Raw genomic sequence first — 2,872 nt, forward strand, 5'->3', positions numbered from 1 at the left:
GAAACCGGTATTTTCAGGGTTTGACGTAAGCGTACCCTTCTTGCTCAAGTTTGGCGATCTCGGCGACGCCCGACGGGACGATGTCGCTGTCTTTCAGGCCAAACAGGTGCTTCTTGTCCAGCTTCTTGCCGCGGATGGTGTTGGCGCACATCTCGAACTTGATACCCTGCTCCTTGAGCTTGATGATCTTGTCCTGCAGCTTCAGGGCCTTGTCCGCGCGCTGCAGCAGGGTATAGCCCTTGCCATGCATGATGACGCGCAGGTCCAGGTTCTTCGCACCCACGGCATTGATGTGGTTCTGGATGTTGCGCAGGGCGCCATCCTGGCGCTTCGGGGTGTCGTAGTTGATGTGATAGACGACTTTCTGCTTGCCGTAGCCGCTGGCGGCCATGGCGTTGGTCGCCGTAAAGCCGAATGTCATCAACGCTGCGATGGTCATCGCGATCAATTTTTTCATGGACTGTAGCTCCTGTGTCAGTGGTTATGTAGTTTTGATTGTTATCGGGAAGTGCTCCCTATGCTAGACCTCAATATAGGCCCAGCCCTCCTGTTGGCGCCGCATGATCTGCGCCACACCAGAGTCGATTACGACAGTCCCGGGCAAAAGGTGTGCGACGACACCGTGATCGCGCTTGAGTCTGTCGATTGAATTCTGACAGGTAACGAACTTCAGATTCGGGTATTCCTTCTGCATCTTGCGAATCCGGCCTGGATATGGAGACGTTTCCTTTCGCAGCAGGTTGATCCCGCCACCATTGGTAATCAGCTCGACCCGGGCCTTTCTGCCTTCATGCGCGTAGTACTTCAATACATTCTCGACCTCGTCGAGCGCCTCGCGCGCCATGGCCGGGCTGCCACTGTTCAGGTGAAACAGCACCTTGGTTACCTTGCTTTTGTTCTGGAGATTTGCCGCCTGAATCAGGGTGTGGCCGGTCGGGTGCTGCGCAGCCATGATCGAGCCGATGGAGCGAACTTCCGGATTGATCAACCAGCCGATCACCAGGCCAAGGCAGAGTACAAGGCAGGCAGCCAGTCCGGCATTCCGTACACGCTTTCCCGCGAGACCGCCGGCGACGCGGTCCTGTCCGGGCGCCGACGGCAGATCCAGATAGGCGAGACGCGCCAGATCATGGATGCTGCGCAACTCGCAGACTCGCTGGTTCAGTTGCGCGTCCTGCGCGATGGCCGCAAAAACCTGCTCTTTTTCTTCGGTACTGAGCTGATTGTCCACGAAGGCATTCAGCATTTCGTCCGAAAGAAACGACTGATCCTTCATTTCACTCTCCGCAACACTGCTTCGCGCAGTTCCGGTTGTTTCTTGAATTCTTCCAGCAGCTTCTCCCGCAGGGCATTGCGGGCCCGGCAAAGCCGGCTCATGACCGTGCCGATCGGGATGCCGAGAATCTGGGCTACCTCGATATAGCTGAAGCCTTCCAGGTCCACCAGGGTGATCGCCTGGCGCTGGCCTTCCGGCAGTGCGCCAACGGCCTTGCGTACCCGGTCAATGATTTGCAACTGGCTGGTTTGCGATTCGGGGGTGGTTTCCTCGACCAGGACCGTATCGTCCACGTTTTCGGCTTCGCGGTTTCGGCGGAAATGGTCGTTGTAGCAGTTGGTTAGAATGCTGAACAACCACGCCTGGCCTGCCTTCGGGTCGCGCAACTGGCTCAGGCTGCGGTATGCCTTCATCAGGGTCTCCTGTACCACGTCGTCCGCCAGGGCGGCGTTGTGGCACCAGGAATAGGCCACGCGGTACAGGCGCGCACGCGAATTTTCCAGCATGCGCCGGGACTCGCGGGTGCGGTAGAACAGGTTCAGGACATTCATCGTCAAACGCTTATATTTCCCGGGATCTAGTCCCAGTTTCGCATAGTTCTAACGATCTAGACGACGGTTGCAGCGGATTTATTCCACCCGCCCGGCAAGAGAATCAGGAATTGGCCGGCTCGACCAGGCCCTGCTCCGGACGGCGGGCGCCATCCAGCAGCACTTCGCCGTCATGGATGCTGAGGCGGTCCTCGGCAAACCAGCGGATTGCCAGGGGATAGATCCGGTGTTCCTGTTCCAGCACGCGCGCAGCGAGCGCCTCAGGGTCGTCGCCCGCTTTCACGTCCACTGCCGCCTGAACAATGATGGGCCCGGCATCGACTTCGTTGGTCACGAAGTGCACGGTCGCTCCGTGGCGCCGGTGGTCTGCAGCCAGGGCGCGGGCATGGGTATCGAGACCGGGAAAGTCCGGCAGCAGGGCAGGATGGATATTGACGAGACGGTCGGTATAGTGATCCACCAGTTTGCGACCGAGGATACGCATGAAGCCGGCCAGCACCACCAGGTCCGGCCGGTAGGCGTCGATTGCCGTCATGAGTGCCTGATCGAAGGATTCGCGATCCGGGAAATCCCGATGACTGATGGCCTCGGTTGGAATGCCTGCATCTTCGGCCCAGCGCAGGCCGGCGGCGTCCGGGTTGTTGCTAATGACGGCCCGTACCTCAACCGGGAGGTGGCCCTGTTGCACCTGTTCCACGATCGCCCGCATATTGCTGCCGCGACCGGAAATCAGGATGACAATCCCCTTGCGTCTCCCGGTCATATGCGGATATCGACGTCCGAAGGTCCAGACTGCGACTCCACAGTTCCGATGACCCGCGCGTCCTCGCCGTTATCGCGCAGGACGTCACAAGCCTGATCGGCCAAGGTAGCGGGCACCGCGATTACCATGCCGATTCCGCAATTGAAGGTGCGGAACATCTCGGCGTCCTCGATGTTTCCCCGCTCCTGGAGCCAGTCGAAAATTGCCGGCCGCTTCCAGCTGTGTGCATCAATCACCGCACGGGTATTCGCCGGCATGACCCGGGCAATCTGCCGCGGGTCA

General features: G+C 59.4%; 5 protein-coding genes. All 5 read right to left on the minus strand.

Annotation, left to right across the window (positions count from 1 at the left end; translation table 11 throughout):
• Nucleotides 1-13 precede the first annotated feature (13 nt).
• The gene (locus P8X48_13135; protein ID MEJ2108246.1) at nt 14-457 is read right to left on the minus strand and encodes a DsrE family protein; all 444 of its coding nucleotides are present in this window, start codon (nt 455-457) and stop codon (nt 14-16) included.
• Between the two features lie 63 nt (nt 458-520).
• On the minus strand, nt 521-1,276 hold the full coding sequence (locus tag P8X48_13140) for a hypothetical protein (protein ID MEJ2108247.1): 756 nt from the start codon (nt 1,274-1,276) through the stop codon (nt 521-523).
• Nucleotides 1,273-1,827, minus strand: coding sequence for a sigma-70 family RNA polymerase sigma factor (locus P8X48_13145; protein ID MEJ2108248.1), 555 nt, complete (start codon nt 1,825-1,827; stop codon nt 1,273-1,275). Before P8X48_13145 ends, P8X48_13140 begins: the two co-directional genes overlap by 4 nt.
• A gap of 103 nt (nt 1,828-1,930) precedes the next feature.
• Complete coding sequence (gene purN, locus P8X48_13150; protein ID MEJ2108249.1) at nt 1,931-2,590, minus strand: phosphoribosylglycinamide formyltransferase; 660 nt, start codon at nt 2,588-2,590, stop codon at nt 1,931-1,933.
• The coding region (locus P8X48_13155; GenBank protein MEJ2108250.1) for an AIR synthase-related protein at nt 2,587-2,872 on the minus strand (286 nt) is incomplete at its 5' end. The genes purN and P8X48_13155, both read right to left, overlap by 4 nt.

It is taken from the genome of Acidiferrobacteraceae bacterium (assembly GCA_037388825.1).
Taxonomy (GTDB): domain Bacteria; phylum Pseudomonadota; class Gammaproteobacteria; order Acidiferrobacterales; family JAJDNE01; genus JARRJV01.